Source organism: Micromonospora aurantiaca ATCC 27029, assembly GCF_000145235.1.
Taxonomy (GTDB): domain Bacteria; phylum Actinomycetota; class Actinomycetes; order Mycobacteriales; family Micromonosporaceae; genus Micromonospora; species Micromonospora aurantiaca.
The window spans coordinates 5,649,813-5,669,004 of sequence record NC_014391.1 but is presented as its reverse complement, the minus strand read 5'-3'; the positions used below and the strand labels follow the sequence as shown (position 1 = coordinate 5,669,004).

Here is a 19,192-nt window from a genome sequence, read left to right as displayed (position 1 = left end):
CTGGAGGTCTGCCATGGCACCCCGCCCCACCCCCGCGGACAAGTTCTCCTTCGGTCTCTGGACGGTGGGCTGGCCGGCCCGTGACCCGTTCGGTGACGCCACCCGGCCCGAGCTGGACGCCGTCGAGGCGGTGCACCGGCTCGCCGAGCTGGGCGCGTACGGCATCACCTTCCACGACGACGACCTGGTCCCGTTCGGCGCGGACGCCGCCACCCGCGACGCCCGGCTGAGCCGCTTCCGCAAGGCCCTCGACGAGACCGGCCTGGTCGTGCCGATGGTCACCACCAACCTGTTCAACCACCCGGTGTTCAAGGACGGCGGCTTCACCAGCAACGACCGCGACGTCCGCCGGTACGCGCTGCGCAAGGTGCTGCGCAACATCGACCTGGCCGCCGAGATGGGCGCGAAGACGTTCGTCATGTGGGGCGGCCGGGAGGGCGCCGAGTACGACGTCGCGAAGGACGTCCAGGCCGCGCTGGACCGCTACCGCGAAGCCGTCGACCTGCTCTGCGAGTACGTCGTCGACAACGGCTACGACCTGCGCTTCGCCCTGGAGCCCAAGCCGAACGAGCCGCGCGGCGACATCCTGCTGCCCACGGTCGGCCACGCGCTCGGGTTCATCTCCACGCTGGCCCGCCCGGAGATGGTCGGGCTCAACCCGGAGGTCGGGCACGAGCAGATGGCCGGGCTGAACTTCGCCCACGGCATCGCCCAGGCGCTCTGGCAGGGCAAGCTGTTCCACATCGACCTCAACGGCCAGCGCGGCATCAAGTACGACCAGGACCTGGTCTTCGGCCACGGCGACCTGCTCAACGCGTTCGCCCTGGTCGACCTGCTGGAGCACGGCGGCCCGAACGGCGGCCCGGCCTACGACGGCCCGCGCCACTTCGACTACAAGCCGTCCCGCACCGAGGACATGACCGGCGTGTGGGCCTCCGCCGAGGCGAACATGCGGACGTACCTGCTGCTCAAGGAGCGGGCCGCGGCGTTCCGCGCCGACCCGGAGGTGGTCGAGGCGCTCGCCGCCGCCCGGGTGGCCGAGCTGGCCACCCCGACGCTCAACCCCGGTGAGGGCTACCGCGAGCTGCTGGCCGACCGGACCGCGTTCGAGGAGTTCGACCCGGAGGCCGCCGGGGCGAAGGGCTTCGGCTTCGTCCGGCTCAACCAGCTCGCCGTCGAGCACGTGCTCGGCGCGCGCTGAGGCGGCCCGCCATGCCGCTCGTCGCGGGGGTCGACTCGTCGACCCAGTCCTGCAAGGTGGTCGTCCGGGACGCGGAGACCGGCGCGCTGGTCCGGCAGGGCCGCGCGCCGCACCCGCCCGGCACCGAGGTCGACCCGTACGCCTGGTGGGAGGCCCTGCAGGCGGCGGTCGCCGAGGCCGGTGGCCTGGGCGACGTGGCCGCCGTCTCGGTCGGCGGCCAGCAGCACGGCATGGTCTGCCTGGACACCTCCGGTGAGGTGGTCCGCCCGGCGCTGCTGTGGAACGACACCCGCTCCGCCGACGCGGCCCGGGAACTGGTCGAGGAGGCCGGCGGCGGGGAGACCGGCCGCCGGTTCTGGGCCGAGGCGACCGGCGCGGTGCCGGTGGCCAGCTTCACCGCGACGAAGCTGCGCTGGCTGGCCCGGCACGAGCCGGACAACGCCGACCGGGTCGCCGCCGTCTGCCTGCCGCACGACTGGCTCACCTGGCGGCTCGCAGGCGCGCCCGGGCTGGACGCGCTGCGTACCGACCGGGGCGACGCCAGCGGCACCGGCTACTGGTCGCCGCGTACCGGCGAGTACCGGCTGGACCTGCTGGAGCGGGCCTTCGGCCGGCGCCCGAAGGTGCCGGTCGTGCTCGGCCCCGCCGAGGTGGCCGGGCACCTCGACCCGGCCGTGTTCGGCGGCGGCGCGGCGTCCGGCGCGGCCGGTCCGTCCGGAGGCCCGGTGCTCCTCGGGCCGGGGACCGGGGACAACGCCGCCGCGGCGCTCGGCGCCGGGGCCGCTCCGGGCGACGTGGTCGTCTCGATCGGCACCTCCGGCACCGTCTTCGCGGTGGCGGACACGCCGGCCGCCGACTCCACCGGCGCGGTTGCCGGGTTCGCCGACGCCACCGGCCGGTACCTGCCGCTCGTGTGCACGCTCAACGCCGCCCGGGTGCTGGACGCCGCCGCGACGCTGCTCGGCGTCGACCTCGACCGGCTCGGCGAGCTGGCCCTGTCCGCCCCGCCCGGCGCGGACGGGCTGGTGCTGGTGCCGTACCTGGAAGGGGAGCGGACGCCGGACCGGCCGCACGCCACCGGCGAGCTGAAGGGCCTGACGCTGCGCACCTCGACCCCGGCGCACCTGGCCCGGGCGGCGGTGGAGGGCATGCTCTGCGGGCTGGCCGACGGCCTGGACGCGCTCATCGCACAGGGTGCCCGCGCCGACCGGATCATCCTGGTCGGCGGCGGCGCCCGGTCCGAGGCGGTGCGCCGGATCGCGCCGCAGGTCTTCGGCCGCCCGGTGGTGGTGCCGCCGCCGGGCGAGTACGTGGCCGACGGCGCGGCCCGGCAGGCCGCCTGGGTGGCGCTCGGCGGCGACACCCCGCCCGCCTGGTCGATCGGCGACACCGAGGAGTACACCGGCGAGGCGGTGCCCGCCATCCGCGAGCGCTACGCCCACGCCCGGGGGTAAGGAAGGGCCCCTTCTTAACGCCTGCGGTAGAGGAGGGGCCCCTTCTTAACACGCGCGCCGGCCGGGGGCGGTGTCCCGGATCCGGCCCGCACCTGATTGGCTGCCCTGCATGAAGGGCACGAGGATCTCCCGGCGCGGGAACACGGCACACCGGTTCTACAGCGTCGTGGTCTTCGTGGTGCTCGCCTCGCTGGACAACGTGGCGATCGGCCTGGTGCCCCCGCTGTACGGGCCGATCTCCACCGCCCTCGACGTACCCCAGCGGATGCTCGGCCTGGTCACCGCCGTCAGCTTCCTGGTCAGCGCGGTGGCGGCGGTGGCCTGGGCCTACGTGGGGGACCGCACCAACCGCAAGCCGCTGCTCATGGTCGGCACGCTGCTCTGGGCGGCCGGCACCGCGGGCAGCGCGCTCGCCGGGGGGTACGCGACGTTCCTGGTCGCGCAGTTCGTCGGCGCGGTCGGGCTCGGCGCGGTGGGCTCGGTCGGCTTCTCGGTGGTCACGGACCTGATCTCACCGCGCCGCCGGGGCCTGGTGATGAGCTTCTGGGGGCTGTCCCAGGGCGTCGGCACGCTGGCCGGGACGCTGCTCGGCGGCGTGCTCGGCGCTACCGACTGGCGGCGGCCGTTCCTGCTGCTGACCGGCGTGGGCCTGGCCGCCACAGTGGCGTACCTGTTCACCTACGACATCCGGCGCGGGCAGAGCGAACCGGAGCTGGCCGGGGCGATCGACGCCGGGAACGAGTACGACTACCGGATCAGCCGTGCCGACCTGCCCCGGATCCTGGCCCGCCGGACCAACCGCTGGCTGATCATGCAGGGGCTGACCGCCCAGGCCGCGTTCGGCTCGCTGGTATGGCTGCCGGTGCTGTTCAGCCAGCGGGCCGAGGCGCAGGGCTACTCACCGGCCACAGCCGTGGTGGTGGGCAGCGTCTTCGCCACCCTGTTCCAGCTCGGCGGCGTGCTGTCCATCGTGGGCGGTCTGGTGGGTGACGCGCTGCAACGGCGTACGCCGAGCGGCCGGGCCATGGTCGCGGCCGTCGGCATCCTCGCGGCGCTGCCGTTCTACCTGGTCCTGTTCTTCGTGCCGATCCGCATCGACGTGCCCGACGGCGCCGGTTCCGGCGCGGTGGTGACGGCAGTGCTCGCAAGCGTGCTGACCGAGCCGTCGGTGGGGCTGAGCCTGCTCACCGCCGTGGTGGCGCTGGCGCTGACGTCGGCGAACTCGCCGAACTGGTTCGCCCTGATCGCCGACGTCAACCCGCCCGAGCACCGGGGCACCGTCTACAGCCTGGGCAACCTGGTCAACGGCGTGGGCCGGGCGGCGGGCAACGGGCTGGTCGGCGTGGCGTTCGCCGGGCTGCGGGCGGCCTTCCCGCCGCCGCTGAACTACGCGGTCGGGCTGGCCGCGTTCCAGCTCTTTTTCATCCCGACCGGGATCATGTACTGGCTGGCCGCGCGTACGTCGCCGCGGGACATCGCGCAGGTGCACGACCTGCTGCACGCTCGCGCCGACCGCCTGGAGGAAGGAAGGGCCCCTTCTTAACGGTGAGTGTTAAGAAGGGGCCCCTGCTCTACCGGAGGCGTTAAGAAGGGGCCCTTCCTTACACCCGGAACCAGACCGTGACGTCCGTGGGGACCGCGGCGGTGTCCAGCGGCGCGCTCGACACCAGCACCTGCGCGCCGGCCGGCAACGGCGCCGGGTCGGCACCGAAGTTGGTCAGCACGGTGAGGTCGCCGTTGGTGAACGTGAGCACCTCGTCGCCGGAGGTCAGGAACCGCAGCGGGCCCCGGGCCAGCGCGTGCTCGCGGCGCAGCCGCAGCGCGGTCCGGTACAGCTCGTACGTCGAGCCGGGCACGCCGCGCTGCCGGTCCAGCGCGTACTCGGCCCACACCGGCGGCTGGGGCAGCCAGCTCGCGTCGGTCGGCCCGAAGCCGTACGACGGGGCGTCGGCCTCCCACGGGATCGGCACCCGGCAGCCGTCCCGGCCGCGCTCGGTGTGCCCGCTGCGCTTCCAGGTCGGGTCCTGGCGGGCCTCGTCGGGCAGCGTGGTGTGCTCCGGCAGCCCCAGTTCCTCACCCTGGTAGAGGTAGGCGGAGCCGGGCAGCGCGAGCATCAGCAGGCTGGCCGCCCGGGCCCGGCGCAGGCCCAGCGCGGCGTCCGGCTGCGGGTCGTCCACGCCGACGCCGTTGGCCCGGCCGCCGGCGGTGCCGAGCCCGAGCCGGGAGGCGTGCCGCACCACGTCGTGGTTGGACAGCACCCAGGTGGTGGGCGCGCCGACGGAGTCGGTGGCCTCCAGCGAGCGGGTGATCACCGCGTACTGGGCCGGCGCGGTCCACGCGGCCAGCAGGTACTCGAAGTTGAAGGCCTGGTGCATCTCGTCCGGGCGCACGTACCGGGCCAGGCGCTCGGCCGGCTCCACCCACGCCTCGGCGACCAGGATCCGCTCACCGGGGTACGAGTCGAGCACCCGCCGCCACTCCCGGTAGATCTCGTGCACGCCGTCCTGGTCCCACATCGGCGGGCGCGGCTTGTCCACCTCGCTGCCGGAGAGGATCTCCTGCGGCTCCTGCCAGTCGGCCAGGTCGGCCTGCTTGATCAGGCCGTGCGCCACGTCCACCCGGAAGCCGTCCACGCCCCGGTCCAGCCAGAAGCGCAGCACGTCGAGGAACTCCTCGCGCACCTCCGGGTTGTCCCAGTTGAGGTCGGGCTGGCCGGAGTCGAACAGGTGCAGGTACCACTGCCCGTCGGGCAGCCGGGTCCAGGCGGGGCCGCCGAACACGCTCACCCAGTCGTTCGGCGCCTCGGCGCCGTCCGGGCCCCTGCCGTCGCGGATGACGTAGCGCTGCCGTTCCGGGCTGCCCGGCGCGGCGGCGACTGCCGCGGTGAACCAGCGGTGCGCGGAGGAGGTGTGGTTGGGCACCAGGTCGACGATCACCCGCAGCCCGCGGGCCTTCGCCTCGGCGATCAGCTTGTCGGCGTCGGCGAGCGTGCCGAACAGCGGGTCGACGTCGCGGTAGTCGGACACGTCGTACCCGGCGTCGGCCTGCGGGGACGGGTAGAACGGGGACAGCCAGAGCGCGTCGACTCCCAGCTCGGCGAGGTGGTCGAGCCGGGACGTGATGCCCGGCAGGTCGCCGATCCCGTCGCCGTCGGAGTCGGCGAACGAGCGCGGGTAGACCTGGTAGATGACCGCCTCGGTCCACCAGCCGGTGCCCGGGGCCTGCTGCGTCGCGTCGGTGTTCAGCGCCTTACTCCTGTCTGGGTGGTGCGGGACGAGCGAGTTCTTCAGTGTGCCCGGGGCGGCGCTGTCGATTCGCGCACCACCAGGCGAGTGGGCAGGATCACCGGGGGCGGTGTCCCGTCGTCGGTGTCGGGGCCGCGCGGCGCGGGCACCAGGCCGGGGTACGGCTCGGCGGCCCGTACGCCGAGCGGGTCGAGCAGGATGCGGGCGGCGAGCAGCCCCTGCTCGGCGGCCGGCTGGGCGATCGTCGAGAGCCCGAGCACGCCGGCCAGGTCGTGGTCGTCGATGCCCATCACGCTGACGTCCTCCGGCACCCGCAGCCCGGCGTCGCGCAGCGCGGTGATCGCGCCCATCGCCATCTCGTCGCAGGCGGCGAAGATGGCCGTCGGCGGCTCGCCCCGGGCCAGCAGCTCGGTGGTGGCCCGGGTGCCCCCGTCGATGGTGAAGCGCGACTCGACGTCGAGGCTCGGGTCGGGCCGCAGCCCGGCGGCCCGCAACGCCTCCTGGTAGCCGCGCCGCCGGTCCAGGTGGGTGGTGAAGGCCAGTTCGTCGTCCGGGTCGCCGGAGATGTGCGCGATCCGGGTGTGGCCGAGGTCGAGCAGGTGGCGGGTGGCGGTCCGGGCAGCGGCCACGTCGTCGATCCGGACGCAGGGCCACCCGGGCACCTCGCTGCCGGAGCTGATCGTCACGCCCGGCAGGTCCAGCTTCGTCAGCGCGTGCACGTCGGCCGCGCGCAGCGGGGTCGCGACCAGGATGATCGCGTCCACCCGCTTGTGCAGGCTCGCCGTGCGCAGCACCCGCTGCCGGGTCTGCTCCCGGCCGCCGAGGTTGTAGAGCAGCAGGTCGTAGCCGCTGTCCTGGAGGAATTCCTCGACCGCCTCCACCACGGTGCCGAAGAACCATCTGGTGATCCGGGGCACCACCACCGCCACGGTGCCGGTCCGGCCGCCGGCCAGGCGGCTCGCGCTGGGCGACACCGCGTACTGGAGCTGTTCGGCGGCGGCGAGCACCCGGCGGCGGGTCGCGGCCGAGACCGTCGGCAGGCCCCGCAGCGCCCGGGAGACGGTGGCCGTGGAGACCCCGGCCAGACGGGCGACGTCGTCAATCCTGGTCATCGTGAGCTCCCCGCTGTGACCCGGACCCCGCCGCCGGCCGTGCCGGCGGCGGGGCGCCGGATCAACCCTTGACGCTGCTGGCGAGCAGACCTCGCACGAAGAAGCGCTGGAGGGACAGGAACACGATCAGCGGTACGACGATCGACACGAACGCGCCGGCCGTCAGCCGCTGCCACTCGTTGCCGCGGGTGCCGGCCAGCTCCGCGAGCCGGACTGTCATCGGGGCGGTCTCGTCGCCGCCGCCGGCGAAGATCAGCGCGACCAGCAGGTCGTTCCAGACCCAGAGGAACTGGAAGATGCCGAACGCCGCCAGCGCGGGCGTGATCAGCGGCAGCACGATGGTGCGGAAGATCTTCGGGTGGGTGGCCCCGTCGACCCGGGCCGCCTCCATCAGGTCGCCGGGGAGCTGCGAGATGAAGTTGTGCAGCAGGAACACGGCGAACGGAAGCGCGAAGCAGGTGTGCGCGAACCACACCTGGGCGAACTTCTGCTCGTCGACCAGGTCCCACGCGGGGAGGATCTGCACCCCGGCGATGGTGACGCCGGTGGAGAAGAACCGCAGCAGCGGCACAAGGGCCATCTGCAACGGCACGATCTGCAGCGCGAAGATCCCGATGTAGACCCAGTCCCGCCCCTTGAAGTTCATCCACGCCAGCGCGTACGCGGCGAGCGACGCGAAGGCCAGCGGGAAGAGCACCGAGGGGATGGTGATCGCCAGCGAGTTGATGAAGTAGCTGGCCAGCTGCCCGGACGAGCCGCGGCTGAACAGCACCTCCTGGTAGTTCTCCAGCGTGATCTGCGGGTTGCTGAAGAACGTCCACCACCCGGTGGTCTTGATCTCGTTCTCCGGCCGGATCGAGGAGATGAACAGGCCGAAGGTCGGGATCGTCCAGAGCACCGCGATCACGATCGACACGAGCGTGGCGGTACGGCTGTTCAGGCGCTTGCGCACCCGGGCGCCCCGGGTGGTCGGCTCGGTGGCCTGGGCGCCGACTCCGACGGTGGGCGTGGCGGTGGTCATCTCAGCCCTCCCGCTGCTTGCGCAGGTTGCGGATCTGGTAGATCACGATCGGGATCACCAGGACGAACAGGAACACCGCCAGCGCCGAGCCCTGACCGTTCTCCTGGTAGCGGAACGCCTGGTTGTACATCTCGGTCGCGATCACGTTCGTGTCGTAGTTGCCGTTCGTGGCGGTCCGGACGATGTCGAAGACCTTGAGCGTCGCGATGGACAGCGTCACCACCACGACGATCAGCGCCGGCCGGATGCTCGGCATGGTGATCCGCCAGAACATCTGCCACGGGGTGGTGCCGTCCAGCCGGGCCGCCTCGACGATGTCGGCCGGGATGGCCTTGATCGCGGCGGAGAGCACCACCATCGCGAAACCGGCCTGGATCCACACCATGATCACGATGAGCAGGAACGTGTTCAGCGGCGAGTCCAGCAGCCACTGCTTCGGCTCGCCGCCCAGGCTCACCACGATCTGGTTGAGCAGGCCGATCTGGTCGCCCTCGCCCCGGTAGGCGTAGACGAACTTCCAGATGATGGAGGCGCCGACGAACGAGATCGCCATCGGCAGGAAGATCAGGGACTTGGCCACGGCCTCGAACCGGGCCTTGTCCACCAGGACCGCGTAGATCAGGCCGAACCCGGTGGCCACCAGCGGCACCAGGAGCACCCAGATCAGCGTGTTGATCAGGACCCGGACGATCGAGTCCTCGGCGAACATCCAGCGGTAGTTGTCCAGGCCCACCCAGTTGTTGCTGCCGGAGTCCATGAAGGAGAGCAGCGTGGTGCGGATGGCGGGGACCACCAGCCCGACGGCGAGCAGCAGCAGCGTCGGCAACAGGAAGAAGAACGCGAACGTGCCCTCGCGCTGCTTGCGCCGGCGGGGCAGCGGCGCGCCGCTCGCGGAGGCCGCGACCAGCTGCGCCTCCCGGCGCCGGGCGAAGAACGACGGCACCACGTCGAGAAGCAGGAGCAGCCCGCCCACCACCGCGACGAAGGCGATCAGCCCGTACATGAGCATGAGGAACTTCGGCTGCTCCGCCGCGAAGTCGAACTCCATCGACCCTCCCTCAAGGGTTCGGCTAGCAGAGGTGGCCCGGTCCGCGTCCGCGGACCGGGCCACCTGCTAGATCACTTCCAGCTGCCCTCGATGTCGTTCAGGACGGCGGTGGTGTCCTTGCCGTTGATCCAGGCCACCATGCCCTTCCAGAAGGTGCCGGCGCCGACCGCGGCCGGCATCAGGTCCGAACCGTCGAAGCGGAAGACCGTCTTCTCGTCCTGGAGGATGCCCACGGAGAGCTTGTCCACCGGGTTCGGGACGTTGTTCAGGTCCAGCTTCTTGTTCGCGGAGACCCAGTCACCGATCTTGGCGCGGCTGTTGGCGTACTCGCCGGAGGCCAGGTAGGTCTGCACCGCCTGGACCTCGGGACGGTCGGCGAAGGCCGCGACGAACTCGCCGCCGCCCAGCACCGGCTTGCCCTTCGACGGGTCGATGGCCGGGAAGTAGAACGCGAAGACGTCGCCGTCCTCGGCCACCTTGGTGCCCTCGGGCCACTGGTTGGCGTAGAAGGACGCCTGGCGGTGCAGCGCGCACTTGCCGGCGGTGATGGGCGTGCCGCCCTCCTGGAAGGAGGTGGTGGCGATGCTCTTCACGCCGCCGAAGCCGCCGTTGACGTACTTCTCGTTCTTCAGGATGCTGCCGGCCCGGTTGAGGGCGTCAGCCACCTGCGGGTCGTTGAACGGGATCTCGTGGGTGGTCCACTTGTCGTAGACGTCCGGGCCGCCGGTACGCAGCAGCACGTCCTCGATCCAGTCGGTGGCCGGCCAGCCGGTGGCGTCACCGGACTCGATGCCGGCGCACCACGGCTTGGTGCCGCTGGCCGCGATCTGGTCGGAGAGCTTGATCATGTCGTCCCACGTGGTGGGGACCGTCCAGCCCTTCTCCTTGAAGGTCTTCGGCGAGTACCACACGAAGGACTTCACGTTCGAGCCGAGCGGGGCGCCGTAGAGCTGGCCGTTGACGGTGCTGTACTTCAGCCAGTCGGCGGAGTAGTTCTGCTCGGCCATCGCCTTGGTGTCGGCGCCGACCGGCTTGAGCTTGCCCGAGTCGACGAACCGCTTCAGCAGACCCGGCTGCGGGATGAAGGCGAGGTCGGGGGCGTTGCCGCCGTCCACCCGCACCGGCAGCTGCGCCTCGAACTCGCCGGAGCCCTCGTGGTCGATCTCGATGCCGGTGCAGTCCTCGAACTCCTTCCAGGACTGCTGGAGGCGCTCGTCCTCGATGTCACGGATCGAGGAGTAGATGGTCACCTTCTTGCCGTCGTGACCGTCGTACTTCTCATATGCGCCGCACTCGGCCGAGCCCGCGTTGCTGCTCTTCTTGTCGTTGCCGGTGCCGCAGGCGGCGACGCCGAGCGCCAGCCCCAGGACGCCGGCGACCGCGAGCGCCTGGCGCGATCTGGCAAACGCCATGCCGATCTCCTTCCTTGCCGGCGCGTGGGGGGATCGAACCCGCGCCGGTCCGATGGTCGTCCTCACATGTAAGCGCTTGCATCGTGCCGGGTCCACCCCTGGCCGGACACGGCCCGGTAACAATCCCGAAACCCTGACCACCGGTGATGGGTGCGCTCCCACGAATCTTCCCGGGAACGGAACTTTCTGTCAGGATGTCCGCATCACATTGAAGACTTTCAACATTGGAGGCAGTGGATGCGTAAGCGATGGCTCGCCCTCGGGGCGAGCGCCGCGGTCCTGGCGGCGACCCTCGTACCGGCCGCGCCGGCGATGGCCGCCCCGACGTTCAAGGTCCCGTTCCCGTGCAACCAGTCCTGGTCCGGTCAGACCCGGACCAACCACAGCCCGGCCAACGCGATCGACTTCAACCGCACCGACGACCTGGGCGACCCGGTGGTCGCCAGCGCACCCGGCACTGTCGACGTGGTGACCAACCTCGGCGACACCAGCTACGGCAAGTACGTCCGGATCAACCACGGCGGCGGTCACACCACCTACTACGCCCACCTGAACGCCTTCAACGTCTCCGTCGGGCAGACCGTCGGCTACGGCCGGGTGATCGGGTACGTCGGCACGACCGGCGGCTCCACCGGCCCGCACCTGCACTACGAGCAGCGTCTCAACGGCAGCTCTGTGAAGATCAAGTTCAACGGCGTCCAGGCGCTCTACTGGGGCACCAAGACCTACACCAGTGACAACGGCTGCGGCGGGACGAACACCGGCGAGGGCACCGTCAACACGGCCGGCTCCCCGCTGACGGTCCGCTCCGGCCCCGGCACCGGCTACAGCTCGGTCGGCACGGTGGCCGACGGGGCGAAGGTGACCATCCAGTGCCAGACCAGCGGCACCAGCGTCACCGGCACCTACGGCACCAGCTCGATCTGGGACCGGATCGGCTCCGGCCGGTTCATCTCCGACGCGTACGTCTACACCGGGTACGACGGCTACATCCCGGGCGTACCCCGCTGCTGAACCGGGCGGGCGCGGGGGCGAGCGGCTCCCGCGCCCGTACCGGTCAGGAGTTCAGCCGCCACACCGCGAAGTTCAGCGCGGACGCGAACGTCACCCAGGCCCAGTACGGCAGCATCAGCAGCGTGGCCGGTCGGGAGACGCGCCGGAACAGGGCCACCGTCACCCCGATCGCCAGCCACATCAGCACGATCTCGGCGAACGCCAGCCCGTACGCCCCGGCGCCGAAGAACAGCGGGGTCCAGATCGCGTTCAGCACGAGCTGCACGACCCAGGCCCAGAGCGCGGGGCCGAAACCGACCCGCCGCCAGACCAGCCAGCCGGCGATCGCGATGAGCACGTAGAGCACGGTCCAGACCGGGCCGAACAGCCACGACGGCGGCGCCCAGGCGGGCTGCTCCAGGCCCTGGTACTCGGCGGAGGTGCCCTGGACACCCAGCCCGCCGATCGCGGCGGCGGCGAAGGTGGCGGCGCCGAAGCCGAGCAACGCCAACCACTGGCGGGCTCCGGCGGTGCGCCGGGTGACACTCTGCGGCATCTCCATGGCCGAGATGTTTCCGCTCGACCGGCCCGGCAAACGCCCGGGCGCCGCCGGACCCGGACGCGGAAAAGCCGGAGTCACCCGGCCCGGACGTTCCGGTCCGGCAGGACGGAACACCCGGGCCCGGCGACCCCGGCGGGTACGAGAACCGCTGTTACGTGTTGAAGATGCTGACGCCACCCGGGCCGACCAGCAGGCCGACGACGATGAGGACGATGCCCCAGAGGATCTGCCGGCGGAACAGGGCGAGAATTCCGGCGACCACCAGTACGACTGCGAGAATCCAGAGAATCAGCTCCATGTCGGCTGGATACCCGTGCGCCCGATACCGGAAACCTCCCGCTCAGTCGAGCTGATCACCGCCCAGGTGGAAGACGCTGTACGCCTGTTTGATCACCGGGTGGGCCACGTTGCGGACCCGGACCCCGCCCGGTGTGGTGCCGCGCTCGGTGCCGTGGTGGGCGTGCCCGTGCAGCGCCAGCGCGGTAGGTGCGGAGTCGATCGCCTGACCGAGCTGGTAGCAGCCGAGGAACGGGTAGATCTCCAGCGGCTCGCCGGCGAGCGTGTCCGGTACGGGGGAGTAGTGGGTGAGCGCGACGAGCGCGTCGCAGTCCAGCGAGAGCAGCGCGTCGGTCAGCGCGTCGGCGCTCTCCCTGGTGGTCCGCACGAACGCCTTCATCTCCGGCTCGCCGAAGTCGCTGGCGCACCGCCCGGCGAACCCGCCGCCGAACCCCTTCACGCCTGCGACCCCGAGCCGTCCGCCGGGGGTGTCCACCACGACGCCGGTGCCCTCCAGCACCGTGATCCCGGCGTCCTCCAGCACCTTCACCACCTGCGGCACCTCGTCGCACTGGTGGTCGTGGTTGCCGAGCACGGTGATCACCGGTACGCCGAGGTCGCCGAACTCCCGGGCCACGCACCGCGCCTCGGCCTCGGTGCCGTGCCGGGTCAGGTCACCGGCGAGCAGGAGCACGTCGGCGCAGCCGGGCAACTCCTCCAGCGCGGGGCGGAACCGGCCCACCACGTCCTCGTCCAGATGCACGTCGCCCACGGCGGCGATCCGGATCACCATCGAACCTCCCTCACGGCAACTCCTCGACCTGGGTGGGCGCCTGCGTGCGGATCACCCCGATGTCGCTCGTCACGTGGGTGTCCGGGAAGCGCTCGGCCACCCGCCGCAGGATCTCCTCCCGCCGGTGCGGGCTCTCCACCTCGCCGTAGAGCACCAGCCCGTTCTCCCGCCGCACCACCGTGATGCCCTGCTCGGCCACGGTCGGGTCCTCGGCCAGCATGCTCTGGATCTCCGCCTCGACGTACTCGTCGGGGGGAATGTCGCCGGACAGTCCGGTCACAGGGTCTCCCTTCCGCCAGGCGCGCCGCCGGGCAGCACGTCCAGCCGGTCGAGCAGCACCAGGAACGCCTCCGCGTACGGCGAGTGCTGCGTCTCCTTCCGTACCCGTTCCCAGTCGATCTGTTCCCGCAGTGAGCGGGCCAGCGGCAGGGCGCGGGCGAAGTCGCAGTAGTGCTGGGAGAAGCTGAGCAGCTTGTGCACCATGAGCTGGCTGGCCGAGAGCACCGGCATGTGGATCGCGTCGACCGGGCGCACGATCGTGTCGGCGAACGTCTCCTCGGTCACCGGCGTCTCCACCGGCCGGTGGATCAGGTCCACCATCCGGTCCTCGTCGTAGACCTTGACCAGCCAGTCCTCCGGCGGGCGCTCGGCGGTGAAGCCGGCCTCGACCAGCGCCTCCAGCGCCCGGTCGACGTCCACCTCGCGAAGCAGGAAGTCCACGTCGTGGTCGCTGGAGTGACCGCCGTGCGCGTACACCGCGAAGCTGCCACCGAGCGCGAACGGGATCTCGGACTGTTTGAGCACGGCGGCGACCTTCTTCAGCGTGTGCACCAGGGTCTCGTCCCCGCGCTCGGCCATCTGCGGCTCCCTCGTCGTCATTGGGCGGTGGGACCACGATGCGTACCCGGCGGACGCTCCGGTCACACCTGTTGCGGCGCGATCGGCCCGCCAGGGCAGGAAAGCGACATACGGGCCGGTGTGAGCATCGGTCGGATAACCTCGGGAGGGTGGCCAGCTCACTGCGGACGCGGCGGGGCAGGGCCCGACTGCGCACCGTCGCCCTGATCGGCATCGACGGCTCAGGTAAGACCACCCAGGCCCACCGGCTCGCCCAGGCGCTCACCGCGGCCGGCCGTCCCGCCACGTACCACCGCAACGCCGGTGGCCGACGCTGGCTCGGCCGTATCGCCCAGCGGGTCGGCCGTCCGGACGCGCAGCGGCTCGTCGGGCGCGACGGCCTGCTCGTGGTCGAGTCGGTGCTGCGATGGTTGGCCATCGCGCTCGCGCTGCTCAGCTGTCTGGTGACCGGGCGTACCGCGGTGATGGACAGGTGGTCCGCCTGCCAGTACGCCAGCATCCGGGCACACGGCGGGCAGCGGTGGGAGCGGCTGGCCCGGGCCGGGTACCGGATCTTCCCGGCGCCCCGGGTGACGTTCCTGCTCACCGTCGACCCCGCCGAGGCGTACCGGCGGATCGAGCGGCGCGGCACCGACCACGAGACCATGGAGTGGCTGACCGCCGCGGCCGCCGCGTACCGGGACCTGCCGGAGTACGGCAGCTTCGTGGTGGTGGACGGCACCGGCCCGCCGGAGGAGGTGGCCCGCCGGATCCGGGCGCACCTGAGCGAGTGGCTGCCCGACGACCCGTCAGCCGGTCCCGGCCCGGCTCCGGCCGGCCCGGCTCCGGCCGGCCCGCGCCGCCCGGTCGGTGGCGCCGGGCGGGACGGGCCGGTGCCGGTTCAGGCCCGCCCGTAGACCGGGATGCTCGCGCCGCTGGTGGGCGCGGACTCGGGGGAGGCCAGGAAGCGGATCACCTCGGCGATCTCGGCCGGCGGCACCCAGCGCCCGTGGTCGGCGTCGGGCTGGGCGGCGCGGTTGGCCGGGGTGTCGATGACGCTCGGCAGCACGGTGTTGCACCGCACGCCGCGCTGCCGGTACTCGACCGCGACCGTCTCGGCGAACGCCCGCACCGCGGCCTTCGCGGTGGCGTAGCCGGAGGCGCCGGGGAACGGCGTGACCGCCGCCCGGGCCGAGACACAGACCACCGCGCCGTCGCCGGACGCCATGAGGTGCGGCAGCGCCGCGTGGGTGACCAGGTACGTCGGGCGCAGGTTGAGCCGCAGCATCCGCTCGAAGTCCTCGACCGGGGTCTCGTGCACCAGGGCGCCGGCGGCGTACCCGCCGACGAGGTTGACCACCGCGCGCAGCGGTGCGGCCGGTTCGGCGGTCGCGGCCTCGACCGCCCGCGCGGCCCCCTCGGGCGTCAGCAGGTCGGCCACGACCCGGACCGGGCCGTCGTCCGTCCCGGGCTCCCGCTGGGGTACGACCACCCGCCAGCCCGCGTCGAGGAAGGCGGCGGTGACCGCGCCGCCGAGCCCACCCGTGCCTCCGGTCACCAGCACCGTGCGTTCCGTCATGGACACACGCTAGCCAACCGCCCTGCCGACGGACCGGTGGGCCGTCCGGCCCGTCCGGTCGAGGCCGACCAGGCAGGCCCTGCCGCGCGACGGCGGACCGGCACGTCGGGCGGCAGGAGTGACTCGACCGGAGCGGATGAGGCGGCGGGGCTGCGACAATGGGATCCTTGGCCCGGCGGCGGGCACGGAAGACGGTAAATTTCCCGATACGCGGTGTCATGGTTGACGCTCACGCCGTGTGAAAGTAAGTTTCATCCGTGGCGAAGAGTTCGAAGATTTCTGCGAGTCACGAGCCCGGTGGACTGATCGTCCACATCAGCGGCCTGCTGCCCTCGCTGTCCCCGGCCGAACAGCGGGTGGCCCGGCTGGTCGTCGCCGATCCGGCGGACGCGGCCCGGCGTACGATCACCGACCTCGCCACCGCCGCCGAGACGTCCGAGGCGACAGTGATCCGCTTCTGCCGCTCGGTCGGCATGGACGGCTACCCCCAGCTGCGGATCCGGCTCGCCGCCGAGGCCGCCCGCCGGATCGAGCCGCCGGACGCGCGGGTGGTCGGCGGCGACATCCCGCCGGGTGCCGACCTCGCCCAGATCATCGCCACGATCGCGTTCAACGACGCCCGGGCCGTGGAGGAGACCGCCGAGCAGCTCGACCCGGCGGTCTGCGAGCGAGTGGTCGAGGCGATCGGCGCGGCCGGCCGGATCGACGTCTACGGCGCGGGCGCCAGCGGCTTCGTCGCCTCCGATTTCCAGCAGAAGCTGCACCGCATCGGCCGCATCGCGTTCTACTTTCCGGACGTGCACACCGCGCTCACCTCCGCCGCCCTGCTGGGCCGCGGCGACGTGGCGGTCGGCATCTCGCACACCGGCACCACGTCCGACGTCATCGAGGTGCTGGAGCAGGCCCGGGCGCGCGGTGCCACGACAGTGGCGCTGACCAACTTCCCGCGCTCGCCGATCACCGAGGTCGCGGACCACGTGCTCACCACTGCCGCCCGGGAGACGACATACCGCTCCGGCGCGACCGCCAGCCGGCTGGCCCAGCTCACAGTGGTCGACTGCCTCTTCGTCGGTGTGGCCGCCCGCAGCCGGGCCCGGACGAAGAAGGCCCTGGAGGCCACCGCCGAGGCGGTCCAGTCGCACCGGGTCGGCCCCGGGCGGAGGCGGGGATGACGGCGGGTCGGGTGGAGCGGGACGGCGTGGCGGCGGTGCGACCGGTGGTGCGCGTCGGCGCGCCGACCGAGCGGCGCAACCCGCACAGCGTCGACCTCGACCTGATGTCCACCCGGGACGTGCTCACCGTGATCAACGAGGCGGACCGGCGGGTGCCGGCCGCGGTCGCCGCGGTGCTGGACGAGATCGCCGAGACGGTCGACCTGGCCGTGGCCGCGCTGCGCGACGGGCACCGGGTGCACTACTTCGGGGCCGGCACCTCCGGTCGCCTCGGCGTGCTGGACGCGGCCGAACTGGCGCCGACGTTCAACTCGCCGCGGCACTGGTTCTGCTCGCACCTCGCCGGCGGCCCGGACGCGATGTGGCGGGCCGTCGAGGACGCCGAGGACGACGAGCGCGGTGGCGCCGCCGACGCCGCCGAGTGCGTACGCCACGGCGACCTCGTGGTGGGCCTGGCGGCCAGCGGGCGCACCCCGTACGTCCTCGGGGCGCTCGCCGCGTCCCGGGCGCAGGGGGCCGGTACGGTGCTGCTCTGCGCGAATCCGGAGGCCGAGGCCGCCGCGTCGGTGGACGTCTTCATCGGGGTGGACACCGGGCCGGAGGTGGTCACCGGGTCGACCCGGATGAAGGCCGGCACGGCGCAGAAGCTGGTGCTCAACACGTTCTCCACGGCCGTGATGGTGCGTCTGGGCCGGGTCTACTCGAACCTCATGATCGACATGGTGGCGACCAACGCCAAACTGCGCGGCCGCATGATCTCGATTCTCATGGAGGCCACCGGCTGCGCCGAGGAGGTGTGCCGGGTCGCCCTGCGGGAGGCCGACGGCGACCTCAAGACCGCGCTCGTCGCGCTCGTCTCCGGCGCCGAGGTGCCGGCCGCCCGGGCCGCGCTGGCCCGCTCCGCCCACCAGGTACGCGGCGCGCTCGAACTGCTCGCCTCCTGACCGTCCGGCCCGCCCGCGGGCCGGCCCCGTACCGCCGATCCACCCGCCCGGCGCATCCGCCAGGCGGGTGCGACGCGTATCACGTGCAGGGAGGGGACGACTCCTCCCGCACGGATTGTTCAACGAGGCGGAGGGTAATCCTTGAGCACGGCTGAACCGACCGGTCCGCAGGCGCGTATCTCGCAGTGACCAGGATCGCAACGACTCGGTGACGCGGCTCGCTGTGTTCATGGAACAGGCAATGGTGCCATTCCATGGGCGAACGGCGATTTCGCAGCTCCGGTGTGCGCCGAAAACGGCGCCCGCGAGCCGCCCGAACCGGGCCGGTAACAGGAAACATGGACCGGGCTCTCAGCTACTACTCAGGCATTCGTGACAGTTTCGACTCACGACATGGAATCCCCGACGCGTCACATCTGTTGTGTAGGTGTCAGCACCTACGGGCACAGCGGAGGTTACGGGGAGGGCTGATGAACGTGGGGATGGCAAGGAACCGGGCAACCGGCGCGAGCGAGGGGACCGTGGCAATCGTGGACAAGAACATCGGCATGCGTACCGACGAGGTCGCCGAGGAGCGGGACCTGGTCGGCGTCTACCTGCACGAGATCTCCCGGACGCCGCTGCTCGACGCCGCCCGGGAGGTCGACCTCTCCAAGGCGATCGAGGCGGGCCTCTACGCCGAGCACCTGCTCGACGAGGATCGGATCCCCGACGGCGTCGACCGGGAGGACCTGGAGCGGCTGGTCGCCGAGGGTGAGCGCGCGAAGGACCTGTTCATCCGCGCGAACCTGCGACTGGTCGTGTCGATCGCCCGGCGCTACGTGCGCTCCGGGATGCCCATGCTGGACCTGATCCAGGAGGGCAACACCGGCCTGGTCCGGGCGGTCGAGAAGTTCGACTACGAGCGGGGCTTCAAGTTCTCCACCTACGCGACCTGGTGGATCCGTCAGGCCATCAGCCGGGCGATCGCCCAGCAGGAGCGGACCGTACGGCTGCCCGTGCACCTGGTCGAGGACGTCAACCGGATGCGCAACGTGGCCCGGCAGCTCACCCGTGAGCTGGGCAGCGACCCGGAGCCGGAGCAGATCGCGACCGCGCTCGGCGTGACCGTCGAGCGGGTCAACGAGCTGGTCCGCTGGTCGCAGGACACCGTCTCGCTGGACACCCCGGTGGGTGACGACGGTGACACCAACCTCGGTGACCTGGTCGCCGACAGCGACGCGCCGTCGCCCGAGGAGATCGTGCTGACCGGCCTGGAGCGGCAGCGGATCGAGGGCCTGCTCAACCACCTCGACGACCGTTCCGCCGGCATCATGCGGGCGCGGTACGGCCTGGAGGACGGGCGGGAGCACTCGCTGACCGAGGTCGCGTCGCGGTTCTCGCTGTCCCGCGAGCGCATCCGCCAGCTGGAGATCCAGGCTCTCGGCCGGCTGCGTGAGCTGGCTCGCGCGGAGGGGCTCCAGGCGGCCTGACCTGGTAACAATGAACGGCGAACGGCCGGCGTCCGACAGGGGGACGCCGGCCGTTCGCCGTCTTCGCGGTG

The 19,192-nt window shown here is 72.0% G+C and carries 18 protein-coding genes and 1 pseudogene; 8 read left to right on the top strand and 11 right to left on the bottom strand.

From position 1 onward, the window contains the following. The first annotated feature begins 13 nt into the window (after positions 1-13). The 3 genes from xylA to MICAU_RS25175 all read left to right on the top strand — a co-directional run bounded on the left by xylA (position 14) and on the right by MICAU_RS25175 (position 4,198). A complete protein-coding gene (gene xylA / locus MICAU_RS25185; RefSeq protein WP_013288170.1) occupies positions 14-1,201 on the top strand; it encodes a xylose isomerase in 1,188 nt (395 codons plus the stop codon). A gap of 11 nt (positions 1,202-1,212) precedes the next feature. Next, complete coding sequence (gene xylB, locus MICAU_RS25180; protein ID WP_013288169.1) at positions 1,213-2,655, top strand: xylulokinase; 1,443 nt, start codon at positions 1,213-1,215, stop codon at positions 2,653-2,655. A gap of 109 nt (positions 2,656-2,764) precedes the next feature. Further along, positions 2,765-4,198, top strand: a complete 1,434-nt coding sequence (locus MICAU_RS25175; RefSeq protein ID WP_013288168.1) for an MFS transporter — start codon at positions 2,765-2,767, stop codon at positions 4,196-4,198. A 58-nt stretch (positions 4,199-4,256) separates the two neighbouring features. Here MICAU_RS25175 and MICAU_RS25170 read toward each other — a convergent pair whose 3' ends face one another. From MICAU_RS25170 to MICAU_RS25150, 5 genes are all read right to left on the bottom strand, one after another. Then, entirely contained in the window at positions 4,257-5,900 is a 1,644-nt protein-coding gene (locus tag MICAU_RS25170) for a glycoside hydrolase family 13 protein (protein ID WP_013288167.1), read from the bottom strand. Between the two features lie 41 nt (positions 5,901-5,941). Further along, the gene (locus MICAU_RS25165; protein WP_013288166.1) at positions 5,942-7,012 is read right to left on the bottom strand and encodes a LacI family DNA-binding transcriptional regulator; all 1,071 of its coding nucleotides are present in this window, start codon (positions 7,010-7,012) and stop codon (positions 5,942-5,944) included. A gap of 61 nt (positions 7,013-7,073) precedes the next feature. Further along, on the bottom strand, positions 7,074-8,033 hold the full coding sequence (locus tag MICAU_RS25160; RefSeq protein ID WP_013288165.1) for a carbohydrate ABC transporter permease: 960 nt from the start codon (positions 8,031-8,033) through the stop codon (positions 7,074-7,076). A 1-nt stretch (position 8,034) separates the two neighbouring features. Next, entirely contained in the window at positions 8,035-9,081 is a 1,047-nt protein-coding gene (locus MICAU_RS25155) for a carbohydrate ABC transporter permease (protein WP_013288164.1), read from the bottom strand. Between the two features lie 71 nt (positions 9,082-9,152). After that, a complete protein-coding gene (locus MICAU_RS25150; RefSeq protein ID WP_013288163.1) occupies positions 9,153-10,493 on the bottom strand; it encodes an ABC transporter substrate-binding protein in 1,341 nt (446 codons plus the stop codon). Positions 10,494-10,730: 237 nt separating this feature from the next. On the opposite strand from MICAU_RS25150, the gene MICAU_RS25145 reads away from it, so the two are divergent. Then, the gene (locus MICAU_RS25145) at positions 10,731-11,507 is read left to right on the top strand and encodes a M23 family metallopeptidase (RefSeq protein ID WP_013288162.1); all 777 of its coding nucleotides are present in this window, start codon (positions 10,731-10,733) and stop codon (positions 11,505-11,507) included. Positions 11,508-11,550: 43 nt separating this feature from the next. On the opposite strand, the gene MICAU_RS25140 is transcribed toward MICAU_RS25145, so the two are convergent. The 5 genes and pseudogenes from MICAU_RS25140 to MICAU_RS25125 form a co-directional block, all read right to left on the bottom strand. Beyond that, positions 11,551-12,048, bottom strand: coding sequence for a TspO/MBR family protein (locus tag MICAU_RS25140; protein ID WP_013288161.1), 498 nt, complete (start codon positions 12,046-12,048; stop codon positions 11,551-11,553). 151 nt (positions 12,049-12,199) lie between these two features. After that, complete coding sequence (locus MICAU_RS32770; RefSeq protein WP_013288160.1) at positions 12,200-12,346, bottom strand: GPGG-motif small membrane protein; 147 nt, start codon at positions 12,344-12,346, stop codon at positions 12,200-12,202. Next, positions 12,337-13,117: pseudogene (locus tag MICAU_RS25135) on the bottom strand (metallophosphoesterase family protein). The gene MICAU_RS32770 and the pseudogene MICAU_RS25135 overlap by 10 nt, the downstream one beginning before the upstream one ends. A 10-nt stretch (positions 13,118-13,127) precedes the next feature. Beyond that, on the bottom strand, positions 13,128-13,337 hold the full coding sequence (locus tag MICAU_RS25130) for a hypothetical protein (RefSeq protein ID WP_225319459.1): 210 nt from the start codon (positions 13,335-13,337) through the stop codon (positions 13,128-13,130). A 56-nt stretch (positions 13,338-13,393) separates the two neighbouring features. Beyond that, complete coding sequence (locus tag MICAU_RS25125) at positions 13,394-13,975, bottom strand: nucleotidyltransferase (RefSeq protein ID WP_013288157.1); 582 nt, start codon at positions 13,973-13,975, stop codon at positions 13,394-13,396. Positions 13,976-14,124: 149 nt separating this feature from the next. On the opposite strand from MICAU_RS25125, the gene MICAU_RS25120 reads away from it, so the two are divergent. After that, positions 14,125-14,871, top strand: a complete 747-nt coding sequence (locus tag MICAU_RS25120) for a dTMP kinase (RefSeq protein ID WP_013288156.1) — start codon at positions 14,125-14,127, stop codon at positions 14,869-14,871. Here MICAU_RS25120 and MICAU_RS25115 read toward each other — a convergent pair. After that, on the bottom strand, positions 14,856-15,533 hold the full coding sequence (locus tag MICAU_RS25115) for an SDR family NAD(P)-dependent oxidoreductase (protein WP_013288155.1): 678 nt from the start codon (positions 15,531-15,533) through the stop codon (positions 14,856-14,858). The two genes, MICAU_RS25120 and MICAU_RS25115, sit on opposite strands and share 16 nt — an antisense overlap. Before the next feature lie 257 nt (positions 15,534-15,790). On the opposite strand from MICAU_RS25115, the gene MICAU_RS25110 reads away from it, so the two are divergent. The 3 genes from MICAU_RS25110 (at position 15,791) to MICAU_RS25100 (ending at position 19,121) form a co-directional block, all read left to right on the top strand. Further along, complete coding sequence (locus MICAU_RS25110) at positions 15,791-16,705, top strand: MurR/RpiR family transcriptional regulator (protein ID WP_013288154.1); 915 nt, start codon at positions 15,791-15,793, stop codon at positions 16,703-16,705. Then, positions 16,702-17,649: an N-acetylmuramic acid 6-phosphate etherase gene (gene murQ, locus MICAU_RS25105; RefSeq protein ID WP_013288153.1), complete on the top strand. Its 948-nt coding sequence runs from the start codon at positions 16,702-16,704 to the stop codon at positions 17,647-17,649. The genes MICAU_RS25110 and murQ overlap by 4 nt, the downstream gene beginning before the upstream one ends. 482 nt (positions 17,650-18,131) lie before the next feature. Next, complete coding sequence (locus MICAU_RS25100) at positions 18,132-19,121, top strand: sigma-70 family RNA polymerase sigma factor (RefSeq protein WP_041784543.1); 990 nt, start codon at positions 18,132-18,134, stop codon at positions 19,119-19,121. The last annotated feature ends 71 nt before the right edge of the window (positions 19,122-19,192 follow it).

Coding starts and splice junctions, on each gene's coding strand:
- xylA (WP_013288170.1), top strand. CDS start 14: ATGGCACCCCGCCCCACCCCCGCGGACAAGTTCTCCTTCGGTCTCTGG.
- xylB (WP_013288169.1), top strand. CDS start 1,213: ATGCCGCTCGTCGCGGGGGTCGACTCGTCGACCCAGTCCTGCAAGGTG.
- MICAU_RS25175 (WP_013288168.1), top strand. CDS start 2,765: ATGAAGGGCACGAGGATCTCCCGGCGCGGGAACACGGCACACCGGTTC.
- MICAU_RS25165 (WP_013288166.1), bottom strand. CDS start 7,012: ATGACCAGGATTGACGACGTCGCCCGTCTGGCCGGGGTCTCCACGGCC.
- MICAU_RS25160 (WP_013288165.1), bottom strand. CDS start 8,033: ATGACCACCGCCACGCCCACCGTCGGAGTCGGCGCCCAGGCCACCGAG.
- MICAU_RS25155 (WP_013288164.1), bottom strand. CDS start 9,081: ATGGAGTTCGACTTCGCGGCGGAGCAGCCGAAGTTCCTCATGCTCATG.
- MICAU_RS25150 (WP_013288163.1), bottom strand. CDS start 10,493: ATGGCGTTTGCCAGATCGCGCCAGGCGCTCGCGGTCGCCGGCGTCCTG.
- MICAU_RS25145 (WP_013288162.1), top strand. CDS start 10,731: ATGCGTAAGCGATGGCTCGCCCTCGGGGCGAGCGCCGCGGTCCTGGCG.
- MICAU_RS25140 (WP_013288161.1), bottom strand. CDS start 12,048: ATGGAGATGCCGCAGAGTGTCACCCGGCGCACCGCCGGAGCCCGCCAG.
- MICAU_RS32770 (WP_013288160.1), bottom strand. CDS start 12,346: ATGGAGCTGATTCTCTGGATTCTCGCAGTCGTACTGGTGGTCGCCGGA.
- MICAU_RS25130 (WP_225319459.1), bottom strand. CDS start 13,337: ATGCTGGCCGAGGACCCGACCGTGGCCGAGCAGGGCATCACGGTGGTG.
- MICAU_RS25125 (WP_013288157.1), bottom strand. CDS start 13,975: ATGGCCGAGCGCGGGGACGAGACCCTGGTGCACACGCTGAAGAAGGTC.
- MICAU_RS25115 (WP_013288155.1), bottom strand. CDS start 15,533: ATGACGGAACGCACGGTGCTGGTGACCGGAGGCACGGGTGGGCTCGGC.
- murQ (WP_013288153.1), top strand. CDS start 16,702: ATGACGGCGGGTCGGGTGGAGCGGGACGGCGTGGCGGCGGTGCGACCG.
- MICAU_RS25100 (WP_041784543.1), top strand. CDS start 18,132: ATGGCAAGGAACCGGGCAACCGGCGCGAGCGAGGGGACCGTGGCAATC.